General features: G+C 46.2%; 28 protein-coding genes and 1 pseudogene. 10 read left to right on the top strand and 19 right to left on the bottom strand.

Features of this window, described 5'->3' with window-relative positions; translation table 11 throughout:
- The first annotated feature begins 38 nt into the window (after positions 1 to 38).
- Together AC58PQ_RS17665 and AC58PQ_RS17660 are read left to right on the top strand one after the other, a co-directional pair.
- Positions 39 to 710, top strand: a complete 672-nt coding sequence (locus tag AC58PQ_RS17665; RefSeq protein ID WP_497243711.1) for a response regulator transcription factor — start codon at positions 39 to 41, stop codon at positions 708 to 710.
- Positions 707 to 1,741 carry a sensor histidine kinase gene (locus AC58PQ_RS17660; protein WP_497243709.1) on the top strand — a complete coding sequence of 345 codons (1,035 nt, stop codon included), beginning with the start codon at positions 707 to 709 and terminating at the stop codon, positions 1,739 to 1,741. Before AC58PQ_RS17665 ends, AC58PQ_RS17660 begins: the two co-directional genes overlap by 4 nt.
- A 375-nt stretch (positions 1,742 to 2,116) precedes the next feature.
- Here the strand turns inward: AC58PQ_RS17660 and AC58PQ_RS17655 are convergent, their stop codons facing one another.
- The 4 genes from AC58PQ_RS17655 to AC58PQ_RS17640 form a co-directional block, all read right to left on the bottom strand.
- Positions 2,117 to 2,614, bottom strand: coding sequence for a hypothetical protein (locus AC58PQ_RS17655; RefSeq protein WP_497243707.1), 498 nt, complete (start codon positions 2,612 to 2,614; stop codon positions 2,117 to 2,119).
- 11 nt (positions 2,615 to 2,625) lie between these two features.
- Positions 2,626 to 3,108 (bottom strand): amidase domain-containing protein, encoded by a 483-nt coding sequence (locus AC58PQ_RS17650; protein ID WP_497243705.1) that lies wholly within the window; start codon positions 3,106 to 3,108, stop codon positions 2,626 to 2,628.
- Positions 3,109 to 3,485: 377 nt separating this feature from the next.
- The gene (locus AC58PQ_RS17645) at positions 3,486 to 3,854 is read right to left on the bottom strand and encodes a hypothetical protein (protein WP_497243703.1); all 369 of its coding nucleotides are present in this window, start codon (positions 3,852 to 3,854) and stop codon (positions 3,486 to 3,488) included.
- Positions 3,855 to 4,800: 946 nt separating this feature from the next.
- Positions 4,801 to 5,538 (bottom strand): ThuA domain-containing protein, encoded by a 738-nt coding sequence (locus AC58PQ_RS17640; protein ID WP_497243701.1) that lies wholly within the window; start codon positions 5,536 to 5,538, stop codon positions 4,801 to 4,803.
- Positions 5,539 to 5,738: 200 nt separating this feature from the next.
- Here AC58PQ_RS17640 and AC58PQ_RS17635 point away from each other — a divergent pair, with 200 nt between their 5' ends.
- On the top strand, positions 5,739 to 6,695 hold the full coding sequence (locus tag AC58PQ_RS17635) for an AraC family transcriptional regulator (protein ID WP_497243699.1): 957 nt from the start codon (positions 5,739 to 5,741) through the stop codon (positions 6,693 to 6,695).
- Positions 6,696 to 6,738: 43 nt separating this feature from the next.
- Here the strand turns inward: AC58PQ_RS17635 and AC58PQ_RS17630 are convergent, their stop codons facing one another.
- The 3 genes from AC58PQ_RS17630 to AC58PQ_RS17620 all read right to left on the bottom strand — a co-directional run bounded on the left by AC58PQ_RS17630 (position 6,739) and on the right by AC58PQ_RS17620 (position 8,861).
- A complete protein-coding gene (locus AC58PQ_RS17630) occupies positions 6,739 to 7,554 on the bottom strand; it encodes an SPL family radical SAM protein (RefSeq protein ID WP_497243697.1) in 816 nt (271 codons plus the stop codon).
- 82 nt (positions 7,555 to 7,636) lie between these two features.
- Positions 7,637 to 8,224: a methylated-DNA--[protein]-cysteine S-methyltransferase gene (locus tag AC58PQ_RS17625; protein ID WP_497243811.1), complete on the bottom strand. Its 588-nt coding sequence runs from the start codon at positions 8,222 to 8,224 to the stop codon at positions 7,637 to 7,639.
- A 94-nt stretch (positions 8,225 to 8,318) separates the two neighbouring features.
- Positions 8,319 to 8,861: a bifunctional transcriptional activator/DNA repair enzyme AdaA gene (locus AC58PQ_RS17620; protein ID WP_497243695.1), complete on the bottom strand. Its 543-nt coding sequence runs from the start codon at positions 8,859 to 8,861 to the stop codon at positions 8,319 to 8,321.
- 153 nt (positions 8,862 to 9,014) lie between these two features.
- Between AC58PQ_RS17620 and AC58PQ_RS17615 the strand changes: the two genes are divergently transcribed.
- On the top strand, positions 9,015 to 9,959 hold the full coding sequence (locus AC58PQ_RS17615; protein ID WP_497243693.1) for a DNA-3-methyladenine glycosylase family protein: 945 nt from the start codon (positions 9,015 to 9,017) through the stop codon (positions 9,957 to 9,959).
- Positions 9,960 to 9,981: 22 nt separating this feature from the next.
- Here the strand turns inward: AC58PQ_RS17615 and AC58PQ_RS17610 are convergent, their stop codons facing one another.
- The 5 genes and pseudogenes from AC58PQ_RS17610 to AC58PQ_RS17590 all read right to left on the bottom strand — a co-directional run bounded on the left by AC58PQ_RS17610 (position 9,982) and on the right by AC58PQ_RS17590 (position 14,680).
- Positions 9,982 to 10,146 carry a hypothetical protein gene (locus AC58PQ_RS17610; RefSeq protein ID WP_497243691.1) on the bottom strand — a complete coding sequence of 55 codons (165 nt, stop codon included), beginning with the start codon at positions 10,144 to 10,146 and terminating at the stop codon, positions 9,982 to 9,984.
- A 184-nt stretch (positions 10,147 to 10,330) separates the two neighbouring features.
- Positions 10,331 to 11,164, bottom strand: a complete 834-nt coding sequence (locus tag AC58PQ_RS17605; RefSeq protein WP_497243689.1) for a hypothetical protein — start codon at positions 11,162 to 11,164, stop codon at positions 10,331 to 10,333.
- Positions 11,165 to 11,262: 98 nt separating this feature from the next.
- On the bottom strand, positions 11,263 to 12,471 hold the full coding sequence (locus AC58PQ_RS17600) for a multidrug effflux MFS transporter (RefSeq protein ID WP_497243687.1): 1,209 nt from the start codon (positions 12,469 to 12,471) through the stop codon (positions 11,263 to 11,265).
- A gap of 391 nt (positions 12,472 to 12,862) precedes the next feature.
- Positions 12,863 to 13,488, bottom strand: a pseudogene (locus AC58PQ_RS17595) (endonuclease); the annotation flags it as partial.
- A 58-nt stretch (positions 13,489 to 13,546) separates the two neighbouring features.
- Complete coding sequence (locus tag AC58PQ_RS17590; RefSeq protein ID WP_497243685.1) at positions 13,547 to 14,680, bottom strand: NADH:flavin oxidoreductase; 1,134 nt, start codon at positions 14,678 to 14,680, stop codon at positions 13,547 to 13,549.
- 158 nt (positions 14,681 to 14,838) lie between these two features.
- Here AC58PQ_RS17590 and AC58PQ_RS17585 point away from each other — a divergent pair, with 158 nt between their 5' ends.
- Both AC58PQ_RS17585 and AC58PQ_RS17580 read left to right on the top strand, forming a co-directional pair.
- The gene (locus AC58PQ_RS17585; RefSeq protein ID WP_497243683.1) at positions 14,839 to 15,168 is read left to right on the top strand and encodes an ArsR/SmtB family transcription factor; all 330 of its coding nucleotides are present in this window, start codon (positions 14,839 to 14,841) and stop codon (positions 15,166 to 15,168) included.
- 245 nt (positions 15,169 to 15,413) lie between these two features.
- Positions 15,414 to 16,448 (top strand): glycosyltransferase, encoded by a 1,035-nt coding sequence (locus tag AC58PQ_RS17580; protein ID WP_497243681.1) that lies wholly within the window; start codon positions 15,414 to 15,416, stop codon positions 16,446 to 16,448.
- A 75-nt stretch (positions 16,449 to 16,523) separates the two neighbouring features.
- Here the strand turns inward: AC58PQ_RS17580 and AC58PQ_RS17575 are convergent, their stop codons facing one another.
- The gene (locus tag AC58PQ_RS17575; RefSeq protein WP_497243679.1) at positions 16,524 to 18,662 is read right to left on the bottom strand and encodes a glycosyltransferase; all 2,139 of its coding nucleotides are present in this window, start codon (positions 18,660 to 18,662) and stop codon (positions 16,524 to 16,526) included.
- Between the two features lie 193 nt (positions 18,663 to 18,855).
- On the opposite strand from AC58PQ_RS17575, the gene AC58PQ_RS17570 reads away from it, so the two are divergent.
- The 4 genes from AC58PQ_RS17570 to AC58PQ_RS17555 are packed head-to-tail and all read left to right on the top strand — an operon-like array spanning position 18,856 to position 21,725.
- The gene (locus AC58PQ_RS17570; RefSeq protein WP_497243677.1) at positions 18,856 to 19,881 is read left to right on the top strand and encodes a GHMP family kinase ATP-binding protein; all 1,026 of its coding nucleotides are present in this window, start codon (positions 18,856 to 18,858) and stop codon (positions 19,879 to 19,881) included.
- Positions 19,882 to 19,883: 2 nt separating this feature from the next.
- Positions 19,884 to 20,468: a D-sedoheptulose-7-phosphate isomerase gene (locus AC58PQ_RS17565; RefSeq protein WP_497243675.1), complete on the top strand. Its 585-nt coding sequence runs from the start codon at positions 19,884 to 19,886 to the stop codon at positions 20,466 to 20,468.
- Positions 20,469 to 20,472: 4 nt separating this feature from the next.
- Positions 20,473 to 21,177: a nucleotidyltransferase family protein gene (locus AC58PQ_RS17560; protein ID WP_497243673.1), complete on the top strand. Its 705-nt coding sequence runs from the start codon at positions 20,473 to 20,475 to the stop codon at positions 21,175 to 21,177.
- A complete protein-coding gene (locus AC58PQ_RS17555; RefSeq protein WP_497243671.1) occupies positions 21,174 to 21,725 on the top strand; it encodes a D-glycero-alpha-D-manno-heptose-1,7-bisphosphate 7-phosphatase in 552 nt (183 codons plus the stop codon). The genes AC58PQ_RS17560 and AC58PQ_RS17555 overlap by 4 nt, the downstream gene beginning before the upstream one ends.
- Before the next feature lie 231 nt (positions 21,726 to 21,956).
- Here AC58PQ_RS17555 and AC58PQ_RS17550 read toward each other — a convergent pair whose 3' ends face one another.
- The 6 genes from AC58PQ_RS17550 to AC58PQ_RS17525 all read right to left on the bottom strand — a co-directional run bounded on the left by AC58PQ_RS17550 (position 21,957) and on the right by AC58PQ_RS17525 (position 24,902).
- Positions 21,957 to 22,535 carry a hypothetical protein gene (locus tag AC58PQ_RS17550; protein ID WP_497243669.1) on the bottom strand — a complete coding sequence of 193 codons (579 nt, stop codon included), beginning with the start codon at positions 22,533 to 22,535 and terminating at the stop codon, positions 21,957 to 21,959.
- Positions 22,536 to 22,655: 120 nt separating this feature from the next.
- Positions 22,656 to 23,264: an SMI1/KNR4 family protein gene (locus AC58PQ_RS17545; RefSeq protein WP_497243809.1), complete on the bottom strand. Its 609-nt coding sequence runs from the start codon at positions 23,262 to 23,264 to the stop codon at positions 22,656 to 22,658.
- A 294-nt stretch (positions 23,265 to 23,558) separates the two neighbouring features.
- Complete coding sequence (locus AC58PQ_RS17540; RefSeq protein WP_497243667.1) at positions 23,559 to 23,789, bottom strand: hypothetical protein; 231 nt, start codon at positions 23,787 to 23,789, stop codon at positions 23,559 to 23,561.
- 50 nt (positions 23,790 to 23,839) lie between these two features.
- Positions 23,840 to 24,034: a DUF4177 domain-containing protein gene (locus AC58PQ_RS17535; RefSeq protein WP_497243665.1), complete on the bottom strand. Its 195-nt coding sequence runs from the start codon at positions 24,032 to 24,034 to the stop codon at positions 23,840 to 23,842.
- Between the two features lie 56 nt (positions 24,035 to 24,090).
- The gene (locus AC58PQ_RS17530; RefSeq protein ID WP_497243663.1) at positions 24,091 to 24,426 is read right to left on the bottom strand and encodes a hypothetical protein; all 336 of its coding nucleotides are present in this window, start codon (positions 24,424 to 24,426) and stop codon (positions 24,091 to 24,093) included.
- Between the two features lie 107 nt (positions 24,427 to 24,533).
- Positions 24,534 to 24,902, bottom strand: a complete 369-nt coding sequence (locus AC58PQ_RS17525) for a VOC family protein (protein ID WP_497243661.1) — start codon at positions 24,900 to 24,902, stop codon at positions 24,534 to 24,536.
- Positions 24,903 to 24,909: the final 7 nt, after the last annotated feature.

The following is a 24,909-nucleotide window of genomic DNA, read 5'->3' as shown; positions in this document are numbered from 1 at the left end:
GTAAAGCAACATTTGTCAGGCTTTAGGAGGTGTCAGTTGTGAAAATTATGATCGTGGAAGATGATAAAACGATACGAGATACGGTAGCTGAAGCACTGGGCCGCTGGGGGTTTGAAACGGTTGTCGCCCAGGAGTTTGATGCTGTACTCACCCTTTATGTGAAGGAAAATCCCCATCTCGTACTGATGGACATTAATTTACCGGCGTTCGATGGCTTCTATTGGTGCCGCCAAATCAGAGAAATATCGAACGTGCCGATTCTCTTCCTCTCCTCCCGCAATACCCCGATGGATATGGTGATGTCTATGAATATGGGTGGCGATGATTTTATCCAGAAGCCCTTCTACACCGACGTTCTCGTAGCCAAAATCAATGCCCTGCTTCGTCGAACCTACTCCTACATGGAAACAGCGGCCAATGTGATGGCGCATAATGGGGTCGTCCTTAATTTGAAGGATGGCGACATTGCTTGCGGTGATCAGAAGGCAGAGCTAACCCGAAATGAGTTCAAAATTCTAACCATTCTCCTGCAGCATCAAGGCGCTATCGTCAGTCGTGAGCAGATGATGCGCGGTCTCTGGGAGGATGAAAGCTTCGTCGACGATAATACGTTAACTGTTAATATTACCCGCCTGCGCAAAAAGCTTGCAGAGCTTGGACGCGATGATTTCATCACAACGAAGAAAGGGCAAGGGTATCTGATTCCATGAGCTTTCTCTCGTATTTGAAGGATAAACGGTATTTCCTGGGTATGTATGCGGGGACCATGCTATTCGTTTCGCTGATTATGCTTGTCAGTGTGAAGGGGCAGGCTGCGCTTAATAATATCGCTTACACGAATGCGGGTTGTTTCTTATTTGCTGCGTCTTATGTTACAGTTGGCTACTTCTATCGGAAGTCTTTCTTCAATGAGCTCAATGAGTTTCTAGGCAAAAGCAAACATCAAGATTGGGCCGTTGCCGCCCTGCCCGAGCCTCAAAGCGAAGAGCAAGAGCTCTATCTCCAGCTGTTAACTCAGCTGTCCAAGGATCAGGCTCATGAGACGCAACTCCTGCATGCGGAGATCCGTAACCATCAAGACTTCATCCTCTCGTGGATTCATGACGTGAAGCTGCCGATTGCGGCCAGCCGTCTCATTATGGAGAATCGCGCTGGCAAAACCGCCGAGTATCTCGTAGACAAGCTCGAAGACGAGCTTAGCAAGATCGATAGCTATGTGGAGCAAGCACTCTATTATTCGCGGATTGACTCGTTCTCACGTGATTATTTCATCTCGGAATTGGCGCTGAGCACCATAGTGAAGGAGAGTATTAAGAAGGTCGCTAAGATTTTTATTACGAAGCGGATACGCCCTGACATGGAGGATCTTACCCACCTTGTGAACAGTGACAGCAAGTGGCTCGGCTACATCGTGAATCAGATCGTGGCGAATGCTTTGGCCTATACTGAGAATGGCGGGAGTATTCGATTTCATTCCGAGGAAACGGAGTCTGAGAAGCGACTGATCATTCAGGATACCGGGATAGGGATTGATTCCGCTGACTTGAGTCGCGTTTTCAATAAAGGCTTCACCGGGAAAAATGGCAGAACGCATAGCCGCTCTACTGGCATGGGACTCTACTTAGCTAAGCAAATGGCGATCAAGTTGGGGCATGATCTGTCGATCACCTCAACCTTGGATGAGGGGACCACGGTCACGATTCATTTCATGAAGATGCAGCATTACAATGATTTGCGTTGATGTTTATAGTGAGAAAAGCCTCCAAGCCTGAGTGTTCAGGTTGGAGGCTATTTGGGTGTTTCGTGGCATCTGCGCCCCGGCCATTCGCCGGAATTACTTTTCTGTTGTATCTACAACAGATGTTTAGGAACGAGAAGCCTCTACCTTGGCGGCTGGTTGTTCGTGCTTTTTCAACAGCGAAAGCAAGATGACCACAAGTGCTCCTGCTCCAATCAAAGCTAGTGTCCAAATCGGACTGCTCAGATTCAAGTTCTGACGGAAGTAGAACAGGTCGCGCAGACCTTCGGCAGAGAAACGTAGCGGCAGCCACGAATATAACCAGTCGTGGCTGAACGATGGCAGTAGCTCTGGAGGTAGTTAAATAAATATATTAAATTAATTTGCAGTAAGATTGAGTTCTAGACGGAGTTCATGTACGGTCTTTTCACCTTTTTGGTATTCTTCTCTTCCTTTTTTAAATCGTTCGATCATTTTTCCTGATTCTTCTGCCTTTTTGAGATACGTATCGTCGTTATATCTTTTCGCAGCATCCTTAAATTCATTGACACCCATTGAATAGTTTTCAATGGCTTCATCTAATCGCTTAGCAAAATTTTCAGTATCGTCAGGGTCAGCTTCTAGTTGGAGCTTTCTTGTTTCATTACCGAGATTCTTAACTTTAATGCCTTGTTGGTTTTTTGCATCTTTGTCCTCTCTTGTTTTGTCAGGCATCGCGTCCAATAAATTGTGCTCAATAGTTTCCTTATCCATAGATGCCTTAGCTAAAGCTTTCAGAGAGACAATATCTTTTGCAGCTAGCGCGGTAATAGAAAATACACTTGCCGCAACTAAACATGTGGCTGTAATGGTAATTAGTTTTGTTTTTAATTTCATTGTAATTCCTCCTATTTATCTTTACCACTTTTCCACAGAGCCTGATCATTACTATCTAAACTTGTGGAGTGTTGTGCAACATATAAATTACCCGCATTGTACCAATTAATTGCAACGGAATGCTTAGTTTTGAAGTTAGCATCCGCGAATTGAACTATATCTCCGACCCAGAGGTCAGAATAAATTTCACTAAAATAAGTTAAAGCTTCATCCATGGTATATCTTTGCAACTGATACGCATGATAACCATTTCCAGCATCTGTGCCTCCCCAAAATGAACGAAAATTATGAGCACCCGCCCATGATGAAGTCCGATAATTTTGTGTAGCTGTAGGAGCGCCATTATAAGGAGGAACAATAGCACCTGGATTATTATGATACCGATCAACTGTATCTCTATTATATCCATGTACTCCCTGAAACGCCAAACCTCCTCCATCATGAAGAACTTGAGAAACGAAATTTGTACAATCTCCGCCCTCTATGATTACCAATAATAGGTAAATAGTTGCTAAATTTCTCTATTAATTGTCGAATTATGTAACTTATTTTTGAAGTAGATAGAATCTAAAGTCCTCCATAGTTAATAGAAATCCCTTCCCCCCGCCGGGAACCCGCGATTGCGCAGCAAAAAAGCCCAATGGACCAAGAGTGTTCTTCTCTTGGTCGCTTGGGCTTTTAGTGGGTGGCGGTTTTCGGTGGCCAGAAATACATTCACCTTGATCTAGTGATGTGAAATAGTGGACACATCCATTACAATAGGAGGAAAACAGAAATGAGTAATCCTATATGAGACTTGAAGAACTCGAGAAGCTAGAATGTGATCTTAGGTTAGACAACATTGGCTTTCAAGAGGTAGCAGATCGAATATTTAAGAGTTCGAAGCCTTGGCAGTTAATCGAATGGAAAAATTTAAGAGACAAAACTTTGAAAGATCATTGCGACTTGGACTAGGTGTTGGTGAAGGACCACCACCTGAGTACGTAACCTCAATGTGATCTGGGTACTTGTATGTCTCAGATACCAAATCGACGGTGAACGCGGCGTAATAAACCCTTACCTTTGCACCGTTAGGTGGAGTCCCTAGTTCTTTGGAATATCCTGCATGATTGAAATCTTGTGAATAGGTTACAGTGTAATTATCAGAACTGTTTGCATTGACAGTACCATCAGTGGTAGTGGGGTCAGCATTACCCGAACTAACACCCGCAGGTCCAGCGATTGACGGCCCCATATTCACTTGAGAAGTTCTTCAAAACTTATTTGTCACCCAACGCAAGGTTTTGCTGGCTTTTCATATAAAATCGATTTACAAATTAGTAGAGGGTCCCATATCATTTCCCGTCTATCCTGAAACCTTAACTCTCCGCAAATTTGATTACGAATCGAAAGCAAGCATCCTCTTCGTACCACATAGGAAAGTTCGTCCCCCATACATTGTTATAGAGTTGAAAATGCATACCTTCAGATTCTAATCCGATCGAATTATTAAACTGTAACAATCTTGGCTCATCAGGGGCCACTAATGCTGCATCTAATGATCCAATACTTAGTTTGCCATCCCCCCCTATAAAAGATGCCTTCATTAATAACGTGCATATTCCGAATCCCGTCCTTACGACATCTAGGGGTGAGATACGTTCTCCAAATTTAACCAACCTCCACCTGTTTGGGTTATCAACTTGGGGGATAAAAGAAAACCACAGCGCTTCAGACAACCGAGATGCGGGTTTATCAAACCACGTGAGTTCTATTTCCAAAACCTGTTCAGCTTTGGCAAACCTGTACATAAGCTGTACACAGTCAGGCTTAGTTTTTATTAAACATATTGATGTGTGCTTTCATTTCCTTCAAATTGCATGCTTTTTAGATATTTTCTTGTCGCTCTTACGCTTTGTAGGGATTTTCTTGTCGTTGTACTGCGACGAGTTACTCGATTCTTTCGAGTAATTCAGTCCGACTGGCCTGGATTCGCGACGAGTTACTCGATTTTTTCGAGTAATTCAGTCCGACTGGCCTGGATTCGCGATGAGTTACTCGATTTTTTCGAGTAATTCAGTCCGAATGGCCTGGATGCACGACGAGTTACTCGATTTTTTCGAGTAATTCAGTCCGACTGGCTTCAAACATACAAAGCAAATATGCCCCCAAATAACTGGGAGCATACATGATCATAAGCAATGCTATTAAGCTTTAACTTTCGCTTTAATCTCTTCCAAAGGCTTGTGATTCCCGTATTTCGGGTACTCACGCGTGGATGGTGCTGCCCACTGAACCGCATTGCTGATCACGCGGCGGATTTGCTCGTTGTAGTATGTGCGGTACGTTTCGTGACCTGGACGGAAGTAGAAAATCTTCCCGTTCCCACGGTGGAACGTACAACCGCTGCGGAATACCTCGCCGCCTTCGAACCAGGAAACCATGATAAGCTCGTCCGGTTGCGGGATATCAAAATGCTCGCCGTACATTTCCTCAGCTTCAAGGTCAATGTACTCGCCAATGCCTTCCACGATTGGATGACCTGGAGCAACGACCCATAGGCGTTCCTTCTCGTCAGCTTCGCGCCATTTGAGATCACAAGAAGTGCCCATAAGGCTTTTGAACACTTTAGAGAAGTGACCGGAGTGCAGGACGATAAGACCCATGCCTGCCCATACACGCTTTTGAACACGAGCTACGATTTCATCTTGTACTTCGCCGTGCGCTTTATGTCCCCACCAAATCAGTACATCCGTATTGTTCAAAACCTCTTCCGACAGACCATGCTCGGGATCATCTAATGTTGCATATGTGACTTGAACGTCACCGCTAAGTCCCTCACCAATTGCAGTGTGAATCCCTTCCGGGTAGGCAGCGCGGACGATTTCACTTTCTTTTTCATGACGGTATTCATTCCAAACGGTTACTTTAAGTTGTTGACTCATCTTCCATGACCTCCAAAGATAGCGTGTACATTCTTACTTCTAAGTATAGATTTTCCCAACCGCTTAGGAAAGGCAGAATTGTGCCGACTTCTTATTCAATAGTGTCATCTGCTGCCCTAGGGTGTTATACTTAATGGGATTAACGCTTAGTATCCTTTACCAATCGTCTATTCAAAAATGTCCAACCTGTGAGGTATTCCATGCCTATGAACCCTACTCTTAGACCTACGAACTTAACTGAAATTAATAAGGAAGAGGTCGTTTACCAGAATCCGCTTCTCTTCTTGAAAATATGGGAAATCAAACATGACACGCCCCAATTCGGCTTTCCAGAGCCCTGGACATGGCATTGGCATAAGCAAGTTGAGTTCCTGGTAGTGACCCAGGGCCAACTTGCTATCCAAACCAAGGATGCCTATACGATCATGGAGGCTGGGGACGTCATGTTGCTTGGCTCCTCACAGCCGCATCGTACGCATAAGTACACGGAAGCGCCTCTGCATCAAATCGTATTTCAAATTGATCTTACACAGCATTTTGACCTAAGCACACTAGCTTATTTGCATTTATTTTCGGAGTTGACGCACTCGCTTGAGCCGTTTAATGCTCTTTTTCGTTCGAATAGGGCGGTTAGAGCAAGCGCTTACCAGCTCATCCGGCAAATTCATGAGGAGTCACAATCTCGTCAGATTGGCTATGAACTAGCCATTGTTGCTGCCATTAAGCACCTCCTGCTTCTTCTACTGCGCAATGATAAACGTGATCTCGCAGGACTAACCGAAGACTCTGGCATCTCTCGCCTGCGGCCAGCGCTGAATTATATAGACGAGCATTTGACCGAGCGAATTACGGTCGAAGATGTGTGCCGCATTCTGAATCTGAGCTATCATTACTTTATTAAGTATTTTAAAAAAGTGATGGGACTATCCTTTATTGATTATGTGAATTACAAACGTATCAAAAAAGCCGAGCGCCTCCTGCTCACAGGGGATCTCAGCATTATGGAAATCAGTTATGAAGTCGGCATTCAAAATATGGCTCAGTTCTACAAACTGTTCAAGCGACATAATCAATGCTCGCCTAAGGAGTTTAAGCAGCGGTTGCGTGACCAGACGGAGCTACAGGATGAGCAGGAGGGTGCGCAAGACACTGAGTGAGAATCGGAGCTGAAAGAATCGGAGCTGAAAATAATAAAGATTCTCAGGGGAGAAATCCTTCCTGACTGACAAATACACGCTCCTGCGGGAAATGCCGCAGGAGCTGTTCGTGCACGCGCAAGTACGCGTCCCGACTGTACCAGTCGGACAGCTCCAGCGCGTCATAGATCTTGCGCACGCCGATGCGTTCCGTGCGCTTGCCTCCACCACCATCGCCCATGAAATAGTCGTCGATGCATACCCGATCCACGATGCCAGCCAGCCGCTCGGCGAAACCGTCCGAGCATGGCAGGGCAGGCGCTATCGTGGCCTGCACCGGGATCCCGCGCGCGGCGAGCTCGCGCAGTGCTTCTAGCCGCGCCGCGATCGGTGGCGCGGACGGGGTGAACGCGCGACGGATGTCCTCGCGGTCCGTCTCCACCGTCATGCTGACTCGGACGCGCTCGCCGAGCAGCTGAAGCAGGTCCGCATCCCGCGTCACGAGCGGGCTGCGGGTTTGCACGAACAAGAAGTCCGGCTGCTGCACGGACATCACCTCGAGGAGCGCGCGGGTGAGCCGCTCCTTGTATTCGATCGGCTGATACGGGTCCGTCGCCGAGGAGAAGAAGATCGTGACGGGCCCTTTGCTCTTCGCCCTCGCCAGCTCCTTGGCGAGGAGCGCGGGCGCGTTCTCCTTCACGTCGACCCAGCTGCCCCATGCTTCGCTGCGGAATAAGGCCACGGGCATTTGCCGCACGTAGCAGTAGGAACAGGCGAAGGCGCAGCCCGTGTACGGATTTAACGTATGCGAATAACCTGCGAGGAAACCGCTTGCCTTCGTCAGCAGGGTCTTCGATTGCTTCCGCTGCACATCAACCATGGACATACCTCCTTCATGTTACTTGGATACTGTTCATTAATCACCTATCCACCACTAGCTACTCACTAACTATCACTCACACTTACCAATTACCATTCCTCTCTAACCGCAACAATTTCTCCTTATTCCCCAATCCGCCGCGATAGCCCGTCAGCGCCCCATCCTTCCCGACCACTCGATGACAAGGCACGACGATGAGCACGGGATTCGCCCCAATGGCGGTTCCAACCGCACGTACGGCACTGGATCGCCCCAGCGATTGGGCTACCTGTGAATAACTCACGGTTTCACCATGTGAAATATCGTGCAACGCTGCCCACACCCCCTGTTGAAACGCCGTCCCATGAAGATCCAATGGAAGTGAAAACACCATCCGTTCTCCACTCAAATACTCGTCCAGCTGCTGGATATAGGGCTTCAACATCCCCCCATCTTCTACCCAACTGCTCTGAGGTCCAATTTTACTTGCCCATTTGCTGAATTGCAGCCACGCCTCCTCGTCGACACCATTTCCTGCATCCCCGTCATGAAACTGCAGATAACCTAATCCGATATCTGTCACAGCCAGTAGGAAGTTACTCCCCTGCAATCGTACTAATCCCCAATAGATTGATGCATTTTTCGTCTCAGCGCCACTTATCTGCAAGCCCATCGTCTCCACTCCTGTCATCACTCCCACTCATCCCCTCTCCACATATGCGGCTTATCCCCCACTATCCAAAATGCTCCATTTAGTTGCATCAACGATCCCCTGTCGGTTATGGTTAATCAACGAACTTTTGACGAAATTCCGTCGGCGTAAGCCCGGTTTTTTTCTGGAACAACGTCGCAAAATGGGCCGCATTCGCCATCCCCACCTGCGCTCCGATCACATGTACGGCCATGTCCGAGGTGAGCAAAAGCTTTTTAGCCGCCTCCAGCCGGGCCTGCCCAATATACATAAGCGGCGTCACGCCTGCTATTCGTTTGAATGTCCTTTGCAGATGAAACGTACTCGCATAAAAATGCTCCGCAAGCGTCGCTAACGACAGCGGCTCAGCGAAATGTTCTTCGATATGCGCCTTCATTTGCTCGACCCATTCCTCATCGGGAAGTCTGATGCCGTCAGGCCGACACCTTTTACAAGGACGAAAGCTCTCTGCTATTGCCGCCTGACTGTGATGAAAAATACGCACATGCTCCCGCTTCGGAAGCCTAGATTTGCAGGAAGGCCGGCAGAAAATCCCTGTCGTCGCCACCGCATAATAAAACGTCCCATCATACGCCGCATCATTCGTAACGATCGCTTGCCAGAACCGCTCCTGCATACCGAGTGCCCCTCTCCTTGTGTTCCTTTTATACGCTCAGTATACCCAAACAGACCTGCGGTTGTAAGTGCACAGAGATGAGAAAGCAAGATTACAAAAGCCGCTATCGGCGATAATGCATGTAACGACTTCCTACTTATAAGGAGAATGACAATGCCACACCTGAAAACTTTTGACCCATCCAGCCTAAAATGGAACGAACAAACGAGCACGCTCTCGTTAGCTCTGCCTGAGCCTTTTCGATACGAACAAAATATCGGCTATTTAAGCCGCTCAACCAATGAATGCCTATTCGCTGTGGATAACTCTAGCATTTATAAGTTGCTGCCTGTTGGGGATAACCTAGCGCTTATCGCTGTCCACAGTGAGGATGACGAGGTGCTTCATATCCGAATTATTCACTATAGTGGTGCTAGTTTAACCGCTGCGACCCGCGAAGAAATCGCTCGTTATGTGTGGGAGTGGTTTGATTTGGGGACGGATCTGGCGCCATTGTATGCGATGGAGGATCCGATTCTGCGTCAAATGACGGAAGAGTTCCGAGGGCTGCGCTTGATGGGGATTCCAGATTTGTTTGAGGCGATGAGTTGGGGGATTATCGGGCAGCAGATTAATTTGGCTTTTGCCTATACGCTCAAAAGGCGTCTAGTCGAGACCTTCGGCACTTCCCTCGTCTGGGAGGGGCGAACGTATTGGGCGTTCCCGACGCCAGAGCGAATCGCTGCGCTCACGACCGAGGATTTAACCGCTTTACAATTCACAGGTAAAAAAGCGGAGTACCTCATTGGCGTTGCCAATCTCATGGCGGAAGGATCGTTATCCAAGGCTGGGCTCCTTGCGATGAGCGATTTCCTTGCCATGGAAAAAGAACTGCTGCGCATTCGCGGCATCGGCCCCTGGACGGCCAACTATGTGCTGATGCGCTGTCTGCGCAACCCCGCCGCGTTCCCTTTGGCCGATGTCGGCCTGCATAACGCGTTGAAGCATGTGCTCGGGCTGGAAGCCAAGCCCTCGCTTGAAGAAATCCGCCAGCTAGCCGAGGGCTGGCGGGGCTGGGAAGCCTACGCCACGTTTTACTTGTGGCGGGTTTTGTATTAGCGCGCGGCAGGGGCATCGCGCATCATGGTTTCGCCGGCGGTTCCACACTCAACGCTTCCTCAACGCTTTCATCCGAGCAATCGAAACAAACTATGGACTTGTCTTCCTGAACAATGCCATCCAGAAATCCCATTTTGCAATAAATGGGTTTCTCACAAGCGCGACAATGACCGATGAGTTCCTCCATCTGCTTTCCTCCTCCTCCTTAACTACTCTGTATGACACGATATGCTTGTGAATAACTTCTACGCTCCGAGCCACTTCCCTCCAGCTCCCCACTCGACACCAAAAAGGTTGCCCCTCTCGTTATCATCGAAAGTGGCAACCTTTTGCTGTTCCTAAAGGGCGATTACCTGCTAGCCCACCATAAATTAAGTCGCCGCGGGCGCCACTGTTGACGGAGCTAGTCTATGCTCCCCGTCACGACCTGGCTTACCTTTGAAAGAACCGCCGTCGCCACGCGGTTGTGGCGCTGGGCGGTCGCCGCCTTTGCGTTGGACGAAGTTTTTCAGCTCATCGGTCATGCTGTCTTTGAGCTTGGCGATCAGTTGATCTTCGGAGATGCCTTTCGCTTCCGCGATTTCGGCTAGGGACTTCCCAGCTTTCCGCTCAGTAGCCAGCTCATCCTCAGTGATGCCTAGTATGGCGGCTATTTCTTTCGAATCGCCCCATACTCCGCCTGGCATTGGCATGTTGCCGCCGCGAGGCATTGGCTTTTTATCGAAGTTCATCGCCTTCGGCGTGGCTTCGACGATTTTTTTCAAGCGATCAGCGAGACCAGCTTTGAGCTTATCCGCCTGCTCTTGCTTGATTTTCCCCGCGCTAAGCGCTGTATCGATTTTCTTCGTTTCCGCCTCGGTTAGTTTGGCAAGAAAGGCATCTTCACTGAGATTAGCTTTCTCCTGCGCAATTTGAACGAGGGATTTACCTGCCGCAATTTCCGTTTTCAGGTTGCTCTGATCGATGCCAAGGATGGAAGCAAAGTCTATGAAACCATCTATACCGCCTCTACCAAAATCAAATCCGCCTCTCGGCGCTTGATGCTTCTCTATTTTGCCTCTATCTTGAAACTTCTTAGGTACTGATGACGTCGTCGTGTCTGTGCCCTTAGCAAATACTTGGTTATGCTGAAGTACGAAGCCGCCACTGATCAATAAGCCAGCTGCGAGTGTGCCGATAAGCCACGTTTTATGAGTGCGCTTCATGCGAGTTACCCACCTTTTTCACGAATTGGTCGATTCTTCTTCAGTATAGAAGATAATTGTGAATAAACTTTGAATTTTCGCAAAAAAGTGATTTCCCTTTACGCTTTTTCTCGCGTTAGGAAAACGAAGCAAACAACAGCACCTAGCTCCATAACTGCGATGATGATGCCTAAAGGTACAGCCGTTTGGCTGCCGCCAAGACCAACGAGCGGAGCCACGAGCCCTCCGATGACGAAGGTCATCAAGCCTAGCAAGGCTGCGGCGCTGCCGGCTGTTTTACCTTGATTTTGCAGAGCCAAAGATGAGGTTGATACGGAAACTGGACCTATACAAGCAACGATGAGGAAAAATGCCGGCAAAATCAGATAAAGTCCTGCCCCGCTTAGTGTTGCGACGAGCAGCAGCAGCCCACCAAGAACGGCTAGTACTAAGCCGCCAGCAAGCAGATGGTGATTGCTAACTTTGCCCGCTAGTCGCCCCGTTATTTGACCGGCAAGGATCACGCCTGCACCATTCACGGCGAAGATGACACTGAACATTTGTGGAGAAACATCAAAAATATCCTGCAAAACAAACGGCGACCCCGAAATATACGCGAACATGCCGGCAAAAACGAGCCCCTGCGTGAGCGCATAGCCCATGAACAACCGGTCGGTGAGCAGACCGCGGAAAATACGCAGTGTGTTTGTGAGGCCGCCTTTGGTGCGGCGTTCAGGTGGATGGGTTTCTTTTAGCCCAAGTACAACAATAAAGAGCATCACCACACCGATTAGGCTGAGCACAAGGAAAACGCCGCGCCATGAGGTGAATTGCAGAAGCTGTCCCCCGATAATCGGAGCGAGGATCGGAGCTGAACCATTCACGAGCATCAGCAGCGCAAAAAACTTCGTCAACGCCACCCCTTCGTACATATCACGAACGATAGCCCGGGAAATCACGATCCCAGCGGCTCCCGCCATCCCTTGCACGAATCGTAGGATGAGGAACGCCCAGATCGACGGAGCAATCATACAGAGTGCGGAGGCAGCGCCATAAATCAAGAGGCCGACCAACAGAGGCATGCGTCTTCCGCGTACATCACTCACCGATCCAGCGACAAGCTGACCTAGCGAGAGACCGAGCATGCAGGCGGTTAGACTCATTTGAGCGAGCGATGTAGTCGTATGGAGATCATCCGCAATGACAGGCAGCGCAGGTAGATACATATCTAGGGAAAGCGGCCCGAAGGAGGCGAGTAAACCGAGCACTAGCACCATCCATAATCGGCTGCCGCTCGTTATTTCTTTAGATTGCGAAGCAATGGACATATGTGATCACAAACTTTCCTGTGTAATTCATTTAACCTACCACTGGGATTGTTTTTTGTCTAGATTTTCCCTAGAAGGGGGGAAGCTCTCATTGGAAAGCAGCGAAGGTATGCTATTTGTACGATTTCCGCTTCAAACACAGCATATAACCTAAATAAGAACTCGCCATCATCTTATTTGACGAAAAGTGCTGCATCTACCTGAAATAAGAATTCAGGGAGTCGTTATTTCAGATAATTCCGCGTAAAAACACCAAATCACAGCCAATAAGAACTCCCCATCATCTTATTTGTTGAAAAGTGCCGCATCTAGCTAAAATAAGAACTCATGGAGTCGTTATTTCAGATCATATACGCATGGCAATCCCCGCCTCGCCCCAAACAAAATGAAACGGATCAATAATGGCCAGCGTGGATCCCGCATGCATCGCTACACTGGAGACCCCAGTCGTGATGCCAAAAGCTTGCGCAGGCGCTACGATGTTATTCGCAGTAATGTCGCCGAGAGCGTTATAGCGAAAACACAGCCCGAACTGTGTCGCCAGCCAATCTGAGCTAGCTACATCTTGCATCGCCGAGGAGTCTGCCTCCTCCGCGCTCATGCCTGCTGCTGGAATGGTCCAAGCACCACGGCGGTAGCCGTTGAAAACCTCGGAGCCATCCCAGCGTTTTTTGTTCCGGTCGGCATTGTAGTGATCGCCGATGAAGAATATACTGCCGCCCCCGGCCACATATTGGGCTAAGGCGTTTTGCTCACTTGTTTTGTACGGCACATTAGACTCCGCTACCACAAAAACATCATAACCGCTCAAATCGGCCAACGTAATTGGCGTCGTTTTGCGCAGCTCTTTTACATAATAACCATTATTCGCTAACGCATTGGCGAAATCCGAAAAAGCCCCATCAATGACCCAATCCGCTGCTCCTGCCGTCTGCTCGTGTGTGTTGTCGAAAAGTACTTTCTGCCTGCATTTCCGTTTACGACCTTGGCTTCAATGAATGGCGCTGGATCCTGGGGCGTATAGCAAAAAGAGATGACAGCAATGTCATCTCTTTTCTGTGTTCTTGGCATCGAATTAGTATAACCGTTGCAGAGCACCTGGGGAAAAAGGAAGCAATTCCGAGAATCTCCCGTCGCGAACCTTGCCAGCCCACGCAGGGTCGACCAACAGCGCGCGTCCGATGGCAACGAGATCAAATTCGTTCTGTTCCAAACGGACAAGCAACTCGTTGATGTCAGCCGTTCCTGCGCTTTTTCCTCGGAAGGAACCCAAGAATTCATCATCTAAACCGACTGACCCTACAGTGATCGTTGGTTTACCCGTTAGCTGCTTCACCCAGCCTGCAAAATTGAGGCTAGAGCCTTCGAACTCAGGTTCCCAGAATCTACGCGTGGAACAGTGGAAAATATCCACACCCGCTTCCACGAGTGGAGCTAGCAATTGACCGAGCAGCTCCGGTGTAGCGGCGAGTTTGGCTGTATATTCGGATGATTTCCACTGCGACAGCCTAATAATAATCGGGAAGTCAGGTCCGACTGCACGGCGGCAAGCCTCGATGATCTCGACAGCAAAACGCGTGCGAGCCAGTAGATCGCCACCATATTTATCCGTGCGTTGATTCGTTTTCTCCCATAGGAACTGGTCGATCAGGTATCCATGGGCGCCGTGGAGCTCGATACCGTCGAAACCAATCCGTTTCGCATCGGCTGCCGCTTGTGCGTAAGCTTGCACGACTTGCTCGATGTCCTCTTGCGTCATCGGTTCATTCACTTGTTCGCCCGCTAAATTGCGTCCTGATGGTCCAATCGATGGTGCTTCCGGATGCGGAAGCGAACCACTCTTGCGAGTCATCCCGATATGCCATAACTGCGGCACAATACGTCCGCCCGCTTCGTGAACAGCATCGGCGACCCGTTTCCAGCCTGCGAGCGCTTCTTCGCCATGAAAGTTAGGGATATTCGGACTGTCTGTTGCCGCTGGGTGGTTGATCAGTGTACCTTCCGTAACGATCAGCCCAACGCCGTTCTCCGCGCGCCGACGGTAATAATCCACCACGTTCTGCCCTGGGACACCGCCCGGCGAGAAGCCTCTCGTCATTGGTGCCATCACGACTCGATTTGCTAAGCTAAGATTTCCTAGTGTAAAAGGCTTGAACAACGCCTCGGTTGAATGGGATTGCGTTGCTTGATCCGTATTTTGATTCGTCATATTCGTTCCTCCACTCTAATTGTTTCTCTGTACATCATGATTATAAAATGCGTTCGCCGCTCTTGGTTTGTTTATTAGTTCGATTATTATCGAATAATAGAAATATAGCATGAGGTATGGTAAAATGCAATCACTACGTTAAACGAGGAGGAAGCATCTTGAAAATACTATATCACCCGGATAAAGAGGATATGCAGCTCTCGTCCGTCCTCTATGCGTTAAGCGATCCTGTCCGGTTATCCATCGTCTCAGACCTACATAAATTAGGGGAATGCACATGTGGTGGCATCGAAGTTTCCGTCGTGAAATCCACCTTGTCCCACCATGTGCGCACCATGCGTGAAGCAGGCGTCGTGCACGTCCGTGTGCAAGGGACCCAACGGTTTTTGTCCTTACGGAAGGATGATTTAGAAGAAAGATTCCCTGGCCTGTTGATGTCCATTCTTAATGCTTACGACAGTTGTTCGAATGAGCAGCTGCCAGAGTAACTGGAAGTAAGAAATCAACCCGCTGTAAGGTAGCCCCACAACAAAAGAAAACCTTGAAAGGCTGGAAGCCAATCAAGGTTTTTCACATAGCATGAAGCTAACTACATTTGGCAAAAAACCAAATGTAGTTATTCGTCCATTCGTAGGCAGAGACGGTTGAATATACTAAGTTGGATTGCAGGAATGGCAACGGTGCATGCATGAAATGCTTAATCATTTCAACCACACCACGAAGGAGGTCCACAATGAAAAAAGTTCTCCAACTGGCGGCTAGAAAGGCGGCCAAAACGAACCGAAAACTCAAGCTGCGTAAGAGAATCCGCAGGAAAAATGGGATTAAAATGAAACGAACGCGGAGAACCATAAAATTACACAAGCGTCCTTTACGAACCATTAAACTCCGCAGACGTCCGCTGCGAAAGTTTAATAAACGTATCAGAAGAAGCAAATCTTTACGATCTACGCCTCCGGCGAAGGGGCCGCTTCGTCCATTATTAAACACTCCGTTAGTCTATGGACCGGTGGATGTTCCGCACGCTCCGTTATTCGAGCCAAAGCCGAAACTTTCGGTCATCGTGCCGATATTGAATGAGGAAAAGTTTCTCCCGCTGTTTCTAGCAAGTGTCGCTTCCTATGCGGATGAAATTCTGATCGTGGACGGAGGAAGCACCGACGCCAGTGTAAGCATAATCAATGATTGGAAAAACCGCGCGAATATTCGATTGTTCACTATTAAGCAGTCGGGCATACCCTACTCTGATGATTGGAACGAGTCCGTCGTAAGGAATTTCCTAGTCGACCAAGCTGTAGGAGATTGGATTATGGCAATCGATGCGGATGAGATGATGGATGACAGCTTCCGAGATGCATTGCCCCGAATCATGGCACAGAAAGAAGCCGATGCCATCTCATTTCCGTGGGTGCAATTCTGGATGAATCCTCAAACTGTACGAGTAAGTGCACCGAACGACGAACACTGGTCCGTCCATAAATGGCTCATGTGGCGCAATCATATTGGAATACGGTACGACGATGCCAAAAATCATTGCAAGTTGCAGCTATTCGGACGCTACATGTGGGAAATACCCAATATCGTTGAGTCGATTTCGGCCTACCATTACCATTATGCTTTCGGTTCTCGTGTGAAAGCGAACGATAACCGTCGCCGTGATGTTGATCAATACTTAGGGAAACCGACGGATCGTATCGAGTATGACATTTTGACGAAGCCTTTTAGAGGGAAACATCCAGCTGTTATGGAGAGATATTTTGCTGAATAGGTGGGAGAAATGAACGACAAAAAAGTGACTGAAAGTCGAAACCTTCAGTCACTTTTTTTCTGCTTTTATCCGATCCTATAAAGCTAAGTTTATACTCGCCAAGGCATTTGTTCTGGAGAAGTAAGTTTCCACGTATTGTTTACCTTGTTCGGCCTTGTGCTCTAATAGATCGTTATTGTGATATAACCGGATGATTTCTTCCGCGAATGCCTGAGGCGTGTTCTTCGGTTCAATCGTTTGGATAATATTCTGCAACCCTTCGATCCCTGTACCTGTAGAAACGATCGGCATCTGATGGCACATGGCTTCCACCGTTTTGCCTTTCACGCCTGCGCCGTAGCGAAGCGGAATGACGGCAATTTTAGTGCTTCTATACAGTTCTCTAAGTTCATGGTCAGATACAAAACCTTTGACAATAATCCGGTCCGAATGTAATCCTAGTACATCCGGCGGAGGATTGGAACCTGCAATGAACAGCTGTATATCAGGAATGGATTGCTGCACAATAGGCAGGATTTCGCGACAAAACCACAAAATACCGTCGGTGTTAGGACTATGGCTGAAGCCGCCAATAAAGAGCAGACCGCCCCGTTCATGCCATGCCTTCGTTCTCGGTATCGTTTGGTCAAAGTAATAGGCTGGAAGTAATATGGCATTTTTATTCGGAAAATTCCCGTCAATAATTCGTTTTTCTGATTCGCTGCAAGTTAGAACGACATCCGCTTTGCTAAACATGTCAAACTCCAGCCTCTTGATGTTCTCTGATGCTTGGAGCAACTCTCGGTTTCGTTCCAACCCGAACCGCTTTAGCTCACGGACGTAATGCAAGTCATGGCCATAGTACAGAATTTTAGCCCGGGTATAGGCTTTAATGAGATCCATATATTTATGTGAGACGTTAGGTCGGTTCAAGAAGACATAATCGATGTAATCCTTGTGCTTAACAATCCAGTGCTCGTTATAATTACCCTGCGGTCCGTAAATGATCTCGATGCCCAGTTGTTCGAGTTCTGAGCCATAGGGTTCCTGTTTGATTAAATTGTCTGGTATAAACTTCACATTAAAACCCATGTCCACAAACAGCTTCAGATACATGAACGTCGTTCGGCTGCCCGCATCTTTGTCGAAACTTGGAACGCCAGAGTCAATGAACACAATGGTTTTTTTATCCCTAGAGCGTTCCCTTGCCCAAAAGAGGTGTTCACTGTTAGCAAGATGATCACGATCGAGTACTTCCGCCCATTTGGATCGGAATTTCTGTTGGTTAACCACCTGATATTTCTTAATTCCTGCGTTGATGTCTGTGCCGTGGGATATTCCCTCGTAGTGCACCACAACGGATTTGGGTTGGTAGACGACCTTGTACCCGAGTTGTCTTGCTTTGAATGCAATGTCCACATCCTCTGAATAAGCAGGTGCGAATTGTGCGTCAAAACCGCCTATTCTCATCCAAAGGTCTTTGCGAATCATTAGCGATGCCCCGGAGATATAATCCACTTCCTTAACATAGTTGTACTCATGTTTGTCCGGGCTATCTAAACGACCGTAATTCCATGCAAACCCGTTTGTAAAGACGATACCGCCGGCTTCCTGAAGTCTTCCGTCCGGATATATCAACTTAGAGCCTACGATTCCGATGGATGGGTCTTTTTCAGGTAAAGAGAGTAGATGAGCCAACCAACCAGGAGTCACAATGGTGTCATTATTTAGAAATAATACATACTTTCCTCTAGATATCTGTGCCCCATGATTGCAGTTATGCAGAAATCCCCTCTTCACCCTATTGCGGATGACAGTAACTTGATTGACGAAATGTCCGATATGAGCTGCTAAGTCGTTGGAAATATCGTCCATTATGATGATCTCGTAAGGAATTCCCTGCGTGTTCTTGACGATGGACACCAAGCATCGATAGGTATATTCCCGTTTGTTATATACCGGAATAATAATGCTGACCAGTGGGTGAGCAGATCTCGGCACCCTCAGTTTACCCACGCGTGCTAATCCTTTACGGATCCGACGATGCTTCAAGCGCCGGATCCTTTTGCGTTTATTAAGCTTCAGAACTGACCGTTTCTTCCAACGGGCATGTACGGATTTTCCACGTTTGAGCAATAGTCGCCGGCCTGTAGCTTTTTGTTTGAGTCTACGAAGCTTACGAACGTGTACAGACACGACTGTCCCTCTCTTCTTTCTCCTAGCCTTTAGCTTCACCTATACACCTCCTGGCCGTAACTCCCTATCACATAGCTATACTATTCCCTCTGGAAAAGGTCTGAATGGGACAAACGTATATTTTCATTACGTGAGGAGTTGGAAATATTCTTCGCTGCACCATCCGTCCATACAAGTTGTCTTAGCCACACATATGCTGAATTGTTGGACAAAAAAGGAACGGAGGAAGCACATGATCATTAGATCTAAAGCCCCTTTAAGATTGGGACTAGCTGGAGGAGGAACGGATGTGTCGCCTTACTGCGACTTATTCGGAGGATGCGTACTGAATGCGACGATTGATTTGTACGCCTATTGTACAATTGAGGTCATCGATGACGGTAACCTTACTTTTATCGCTGCGGATCTCAATGAAGAGTTCCATACTGTCGCTCTCCCAGTACTAGCGTTGGATGGCTGTCTAAGCCTGCATAAAGGCGTGTATAACCGGATTGTTAAGCAGTATATGCCAGACAAAACTCTCTCTTTTCGAATGACCACCTATTCTGACGCTCCCGCAGGCTCTGGTCTCGGTTCATCCTCCACGATGGTTGTCGCCATGCTGAAAGCTTTCGTGGAATGGCTTAACCTACCACTCGGGGAATATGAAATTGCACAACTTGCTTATGAGATCGAGCGTATCGATGTCGGGTGGGGTGGAGGAAGGCAGGATCAATATGCGGCCACCTTCGGCGGATTCAACTTTATTGAGTTTTACGAAAACAATCGGGTTATTGTAAACCCGCTACGAGTGAAAAACTGGATTATCAGTGAACTGGAAAGTTCGATGATTTTATATTATACGGGAGCATCAAGGGAGTCTGCTCGGATCATTGACGAACAAGTCCGCAATACGCTGGCCAAAAAGCCGTCGGCCCTAAAAGCAACTCACGCATTAAAAGATGAGGCTTATGCAATAAAGGAATGCATTTTAAAAGGAGAAATCTCCAAGTTTGCCGAGCATCTGGGGAAATCATGGCAGGCCAAGAAAAAGATGGCTGCCTCCATAACCAACGACCGGATTGACTTCATATACGATACGGCGATTCATGCCGGTGCATTAGCAGGTAAGGTATCCGGAGCTGGGGGGGGCGGATTTATGATATTCATCGTGAATCCCGTCAAACGCATACAGGTGGTTCATCGATTGACCGAATTAGGAGGAAAAGTGTTTCAAGTTCATTTTACAAAAAACGGTACGCAAGGATGGAGGGTATAAATGTGAAGGCGTATATTAGCAGCGAAATTTTGCGGGCAATGGAGATTAAACGTGAGATTGCTAAGGATAACATTGTACTGAGTTTAATCGAGCAGGCAGCTAGAAAAATGATCGAGGTTTACCAAAGGGGAAATAAAATCATGATCGGCGGCAATGGAGGAAGTGCGGCAGATGCGCAGCATATTGCCGGCGAATTCGTCAGCCGGTTTTATTTCGATCGTCCCGGCCTGCCGTGCATCGCCCTTACGACGGATACCTCCGTGCTTACTGCAATCGGCAACGACTACGGATATGAGAAATTGTTTGCACGGCAAATTCAAGCGAACGGCCGAACGGGAGACCTCTTTATTGGCATTTCCACTTCCGGTAACTCTGCCAATGTGATAAGAGGTTTAGAAATGTGTCGTTCCATGGGGATCACGACAGTTGGATTAACCGGTGAAACGGGAGGTAATATGGCTAACCTCTGCGATATCTGCCTTCGTATACCGTCCCAAGAAACCCCGAGAATTCAGGAAGCGCATATACTGATTGGCCATATTTTGTGCGCGATTGTAGAAGAAACCATATTTGGCAAGGGATTTTAACCCTATGGAAGCAGTCATTTTAGCTGGTGGACTCGGGACTCGTTTGCGGGGGGTTATAGGGGATGTACCGAAACCGATGGCTCCAGTAGGGGGCGAACCATTTCTTCGTTACATTATGGAACGATTGGAGATGCAAGGGGTTCGCAAGGTGGTACTCGCGGTCGGATACAAACATGAAACCATCAGCTCTTATTTCGGCCATCGGCTCGGAGAAATTCGAATCGCCTATTCCGTGGAAGAAGAACCGCTTGGCACCGGAGGGGCTATAAAGAAGGCGATGGATCAGACTTCCAGCGATCAGGTGCTGTTAGTAAATGGAGACACGTTGTTTCAGGTAGATCTCCGGCAGCTGATGCAGGTTCACCAAGACCGCACTGCCGACTTGACGCTTTCGCTTAAACCGATGAGGCAGTTTGACCGCTATGGTGCCGTTATCGTAAGTCCGGACAGTCGGGTGTTGCGCTTTCAGGAGAAACGGATATGCGAATCCGGCTTGATTAATGGCGGTGTCTACGTAGCTCGTGCCGATTTATGGGAGCCATTCGAGTTGTCTGCCAAATTTTCATTCGAGCAATTCCTTGAAAATCCTGGGGTAGAGAAGCTTAACATGTATGGCTACCCGAGTGAAGGTTATTTTATCGATATTGGTATTCCGGAAGACTATGAGCGCGCGAAGTCTGAGCTTGGCACCAGAGGTGGGAACGGATGAGGCCGAAAGCGCTTTTGCTCGACCGGGATGGTGTCATTAACCTAGATAAATCGTATGTTTACAAAGTAGAAGATTTCGAGTTTAACGAGGGTATCTTCGAGACGCTTTTTCGTTTTCAGCAAGCGGGGTTTTTGCTCATCATCGTGACCAACCAAGCGGGAATTGGGCGGGGATATTACACGGAGGACGACTTTTGGACATTAACGGCGTGGATGACAGGGCAGTTCGAGGCACATGGTATTCGGCTAGCCCGCGTATATTTCTGTCCCTATCATCCGGTACACGGTATCGGTGCATATAAACAAGACGCATTCTGCCGAAAGCCGAATCCAGGTATGATTTTGCAAGCCATGCGGGAGTTCCAGCTGGACCTAGCCTCATCGGTGCTCATCGGTGATAAAGAGAGCGATATCGAAGCCGGTTTGCGTGCGGGAGTCGGGACCACGATCTTGATCCGTGACAATGATGTGAGTTCTACAACAGCGGCTACGTTTACTGTGAGGCATGTTGGTGAGGCGGCTGAGTATTTTTTGGGGAAGTGTAAATAGGACACGAGCGCATTACTGAACTGAGTTAGCATTTACCTCTACAAAAAGCGAAACGAGTAGGCCCATGCGTAATTGCATGGGCCTACTCGTTTCGCTTTTTGAGAAGTAGTGAACGGGACATTGTTTCTGATGGGTCCGACGGACTTAGCCTCGGGCAGACCAAGGGCCGACTGGCTTACAGCGCGAATACGGTGTTATAGGATGTCAGCGTCTTCTCTGAAATACCCACAATTAATTCCTAGCTATATTTCTAATGATCAATTCTGGTGAAGACTTCGTAGAATTCCTATCAAAATGAGAATGTCGCGAATATGAAGTAGCAAGATAAGAACAACTATGAAAAAGCAACTTTAAACCGAGTTGTGATGTATTTATTATTGCTAAATCCTTATCTGCTTTTATTCTAAGTTGTTCTTCATACTTCCAATGTTCCCATGTGTCCCATATAGTTTCAACATGTGAATTCACCAAAGGAAGTCTAATCATTTCCGGTTTAATATAACCTAATGATTCCTTAATTTTTCTAACATCCTTCTTTGTTAGAGGATTGACGGCTCCGTTAAAAATAAATAAATCTGTATTCTCTATTCCTTCTCGTTCTAAAAATATAACATCATTACTTTTCATTGAATGTTGAATTAAACTTGCCAAAATGAACAGTTCATCACTGTCCGCTGCATCGATTAATAGGAAATGTCCATTTTCTTCTTTGACTGTTATATTGAACATCTTTTGATTTAACACCACCGTGTTAACGGCATGAGAACCGATTTCACTAGTTATTCGTGTTATTAAAATTGACTTAGTCATTTTAAGACTCCACCGTTTTATCGAGTTTTTAATTTACGCAAATTTCATATAAAACATTGTTGTGTTCCCGAAGCGTGAGTACTGTGTTAGCCGAAGTTTGTCGCTTCATTGAATTCATTTTCAATCAGTCTTTAATTTCAACCATGTTCTCCATTTGATAGCGTTCGCACTATCGGGTTCAATTCCGGTTGTAGCACTATTTATGAAAGGTACCATCTGCCAATCTTCTGAGCCAACACAACCAATCAAAGTCCATCTATCAATAAAATCTATAAAGTTATTACCTAGTTTATATCCATGTCCTTCTCCATCATCATGTGATAAATAGATTATTGGGTAGTCTTCTGATTGTCGTAAATCAAAAGCTATAAAGTCTCCATTTCCGACTTCAATAAAAGCTAATTTATTGTGCCATACAGAGTCATATTCATTATGAGGGTCTGAAAATACTTCCCGTTCCCATCCCCTTCTTCCTTTCTCAATGTCAATTAATCTCTCTAAACTCCAATTAAAATCACTGCCAAATATGCCTCTAAATTCATTCGGTAATGGCGTCAAAAGATCTCCACCATCTGGGAGTGTCCACGACAGTTCTACTTCACTTGAATATTCTGTTAGCACTTTAATAAATGAAGATGATAACTTCACATTTAATTCTTCTTCGACTTTTTTTATTTGTTCGATTTGAGCAGGCGACTTAATAATAACACCATTTGCCTCTCCACCAATGTCTCTAATAGATTTTAAAACAGCTTCCCAGCGCTTCTCCCAAACACTCCATAGACAATCTTTTATTTAAATCAATCCTTTCGACTAATTTCTTGATCATAATCTTGATATTATCTAACTCGGTAGACCAAAGGGCGTCCTCAGCGTGAATACGGTGTTATAAAATGTCCCCGCCTTCTTCGATCTACCCTCAAAATGTATTTAGTTCTCTTATTCTTCTTGTGTCTTTATATATCTGTTGATCAATATGATTAATAAATTACAAAATATCGATAAATCATTCCATGTAATGAGTCATTCTTTCTTTATTAATCCTAAAACTAAACTAACTATACCCGACAATACGATAAAATAAGGAAAGAAAAAAGTTGGTGTGCTCCAGTGCATTTGTAATAAAGAAATTCCTACTAAAACAATTCCAATACCAAACAGTAAAAATTGTAACGATGATCTTTTCCTAAATAATGCAGAAAACACCATCAACGCAACAATAAATAGGCTAAATCCAGAATAAAAGTAATACATGTATTGTCTCCTTTAAAAAGATTCATGTAACTAATTAGTCTTGCGTTCTACTATTTTCTTCTCTTAAATACAACAATTATATCCCTGGAAGCTCCTTGAGACTGACTAGTGTCAAAACAAGAAACAAGCTCCCATCCTTCTTGTCCATGACTATTCAATTGTTCCTGAAATTCTTTTTCATCAATTTTCCCTCCTAAAAATCCGCCAGTCTTGAATTTCATAGTTTTGTACTCCCATTTTTCCATATCATTTAGTCCTTTCCTATGTGTTTATAGTAATCTTGAATTGCCCACAAAAATCTTTAGTCTGACACTCCAAAGTGTAAAAAATAATATTTGTCTTGATATTTGATAAGAAAATCATTCCAATCTAATTCATAAAAAGTACTCGGTTCACTAATTACATTGAATACCTTGAGATCTTCCGTCTGGAACTGATTTTCTATCTGCTTAATAAAATGATTAACCGTGTCTTCTCTAATTAAATTTTCAGGGATATTTATAGGCCAATCATAATAAAACCACTTCATTGTTGTCTTAAATAATTCTGCTTGCCAATCACCTAATTCAATAAGTCTTACCTTATCTGATTCCAAAAAGTTTAAGTGATTTTTTATAGAATCACTTAAATTATTCATATGTTCAACTTTTGAAATATCAAATGAACAAATTTGATTTGTTTCAGAATTCAGTCGTGAAAAGGCCAACAGATATCCATTAATAATGTCTTTAAGCGCAAAACAAATTACTGATAATACTCTATTAATTCTACTCTTCTTCCGTCAGAATCTTCTAGAACTGCTCTAAATCCCCGATCAGTTTCAATAGGATTTGAGATTATTTTGCCTTTTAATACATCAATTGATTGAATAACTTTATTAATATTCTCAACGTAAAACCCAATCATTAATGCTCCAGCATCTTTCCAATTGGGGGTATTGGCTTCTATTCCTGGATAAATCTCAATCACCAATTCATCTTTAACATATGAATAATGGATTGGTCCATTTCCATGTTGTTCTTCATTCAGTTCAAGACCTATCCCTTGATAGAACTTCCTAATTTCTTCGATTCGAGATGTTCTAAACATAATAAAGTTAATAGATGTTTTCATACATCCC

Source organism: Paenibacillus sp. J22P143, assembly GCF_059692035.1.
This window is presented reverse-complemented; position numbering and strand designations above follow the sequence as displayed.

Excerpts from the sequence above, each read along its gene's own strand:
- AC58PQ_RS17570 (WP_497243677.1), top strand. The coding sequence starts at position 18,856 with ATGATCATTAGATCTAAAGCCCCTTTAAGATTGGGACTAGCTGGAGGA.
- AC58PQ_RS17590 (WP_497243685.1), bottom strand. The coding sequence starts at position 14,680 with ATGACGAATCAAAATACGGATCAAGCAACGCAATCCCATTCAACCGAG.
- AC58PQ_RS17580 (WP_497243681.1), top strand. The coding sequence starts at position 15,414 with ATGAAAAAAGTTCTCCAACTGGCGGCTAGAAAGGCGGCCAAAACGAAC.
- AC58PQ_RS17635 (WP_497243699.1), top strand. The coding sequence starts at position 5,739 with ATGCCTATGAACCCTACTCTTAGACCTACGAACTTAACTGAAATTAAT.
- AC58PQ_RS17530 (WP_497243663.1), bottom strand. The coding sequence starts at position 24,426 with ATGAATAATTTAAGTGATTCTATAAAAAATCACTTAAACTTTTTGGAA.
- AC58PQ_RS17550 (WP_497243669.1), bottom strand. The coding sequence starts at position 22,535 with ATGACTAAGTCAATTTTAATAACACGAATAACTAGTGAAATCGGTTCT.
- AC58PQ_RS17610 (WP_497243691.1), bottom strand. The coding sequence starts at position 10,146 with ATGGAGGAACTCATCGGTCATTGTCGCGCTTGTGAGAAACCCATTTAT.
- AC58PQ_RS17605 (WP_497243689.1), bottom strand. The coding sequence starts at position 11,164 with ATGAAGCGCACTCATAAAACGTGGCTTATCGGCACACTCGCAGCTGGC.
- AC58PQ_RS17555 (WP_497243671.1), top strand. The coding sequence starts at position 21,174 with ATGAGGCCGAAAGCGCTTTTGCTCGACCGGGATGGTGTCATTAACCTA.
- AC58PQ_RS17660 (WP_497243709.1), top strand. The coding sequence starts at position 707 with ATGAGCTTTCTCTCGTATTTGAAGGATAAACGGTATTTCCTGGGTATG.
- AC58PQ_RS17625 (WP_497243811.1), bottom strand. The coding sequence starts at position 8,224 with ATGACAGGAGTGGAGACGATGGGCTTGCAGATAAGTGGCGCTGAGACG.
- AC58PQ_RS17655 (WP_497243707.1), bottom strand. The coding sequence starts at position 2,614 with ATGAAATTAAAAACAAAACTAATTACCATTACAGCCACATGTTTAGTT.
- AC58PQ_RS17630 (WP_497243697.1), bottom strand. The coding sequence starts at position 7,554 with ATGGTTGATGTGCAGCGGAAGCAATCGAAGACCCTGCTGACGAAGGCA.
- AC58PQ_RS17560 (WP_497243673.1), top strand. The coding sequence starts at position 20,473 with ATGGAAGCAGTCATTTTAGCTGGTGGACTCGGGACTCGTTTGCGGGGG.
- AC58PQ_RS17535 (WP_497243665.1), bottom strand. The coding sequence starts at position 24,034 with ATGGAAAAATGGGAGTACAAAACTATGAAATTCAAGACTGGCGGATTT.
- AC58PQ_RS17540 (WP_497243667.1), bottom strand. The coding sequence starts at position 23,789 with ATGTATTACTTTTATTCTGGATTTAGCCTATTTATTGTTGCGTTGATG.
- AC58PQ_RS17525 (WP_497243661.1), bottom strand. The coding sequence starts at position 24,902 with ATGAAAACATCTATTAACTTTATTATGTTTAGAACATCTCGAATCGAA.
- AC58PQ_RS17640 (WP_497243701.1), bottom strand. The coding sequence starts at position 5,538 with ATGAGTCAACAACTTAAAGTAACCGTTTGGAATGAATACCGTCATGAA.
- AC58PQ_RS17615 (WP_497243693.1), top strand. The coding sequence starts at position 9,015 with ATGCCACACCTGAAAACTTTTGACCCATCCAGCCTAAAATGGAACGAA.
- AC58PQ_RS17620 (WP_497243695.1), bottom strand. The coding sequence starts at position 8,861 with ATGCAGGAGCGGTTCTGGCAAGCGATCGTTACGAATGATGCGGCGTAT.
- AC58PQ_RS17600 (WP_497243687.1), bottom strand. The coding sequence starts at position 12,471 with ATGTCCATTGCTTCGCAATCTAAAGAAATAACGAGCGGCAGCCGATTA.